General features: G+C 58.0%; 1 protein-coding gene. It reads right to left on the reverse strand.

What is annotated here, in order from left to right; translation table 11 throughout:
• Positions 1 to 798, reverse strand: a 798-nt coding sequence (gene intI1, locus AKJ31_RS21915) for a class 1 integron integrase IntI1 (protein WP_050441909.1), incomplete at its 3' end; no start/stop codon positions are given.
• Positions 799 to 974: the final 176 nt, after the last annotated feature.

Below are 974 nucleotides of genomic sequence, written 5' to 3' on the forward strand. Positions count from 1 at the left end.
TTCTACGGCACGTTTGAAGGCGCGCTGAAAGGTCTGGTCATACATGTGATGGCGACGCACGACACCGCTCCGTGGATCGGTCGAATGCGTGTGCTGCGCAAAAACCCAGAACCACGGCCAGGAATGCCCGGCGCGCGGATACTTCCGCTCAAGGGCGTCGGGAAGCGCAACGCCGCTGCGGCCCTCGGCCTGGTCCTTCAGCCACCATGCCCGTGCACGCGACAGCTGCTCGCGCAGGCTGGGTGCCAAGCTCTCGGGTAACATCAAGGCCCGATCCTTGGAGCCCTTGCCCTCCCGCACGATGATCGTGCCGTGATCGAAATCCAGATCCTTGACCCGCAGTTGCAAACCCTCACTGATCCGCATGCCCGTTCCATACAGAAGCTGGGCGAACAAACGATGCTCGCCTTCCAGAAAACCGAGGATGCGAACCACTTCATCCGGGGTCAGCACCACCGGCAAGCGCCGCGACGGCCGAGGTCTTCCGATCTCCTGAAGCCAGGGCAGATCCGTGCACAGCACCTTGCCGTAGAAGAACAGCAAGGCCGCCAATGCCTGACGATGCGTGGAGACCGAAACCTTGCGCTCGTTCGCCAGCCAGGACAGAAATGCCTCGACTTCGCTGCTGCCCAAGGTTGCCGGGTGACGCACACCGTGGAAACGGATGAAGGCACGAACCCAGTTGACATAAGCCTGTTCGGTTCGTAAACTGTAATGCAAGTAGCGTATGCGCTCACGCAACTGGTCCAGAACCTTGACCGAACGCAGCGGTGGTAACGGCGCAGTGGCGGTTTTCATGGCTTGTTATGACTGTTTTTTTGTACAGTCTATGCCTCGGGCATCCAAGCAGCAAGCGCGTTACGCCGTGGGTCGATGTTTGATGTTATGGAGCAGCAACGATGTTACGCAGCAGGGCAGTCGCCCTAAAACAAAGTTAGCCATATCGGGAGTTAAATTGAAAATTTCATTGATTT

The sequence above is a fragment of the Vibrio hepatarius genome, from assembly GCF_001274785.1.
In the GTDB taxonomy this organism is placed as follows: domain Bacteria; phylum Pseudomonadota; class Gammaproteobacteria; order Enterobacterales; family Vibrionaceae; genus Vibrio; species Vibrio hepatarius.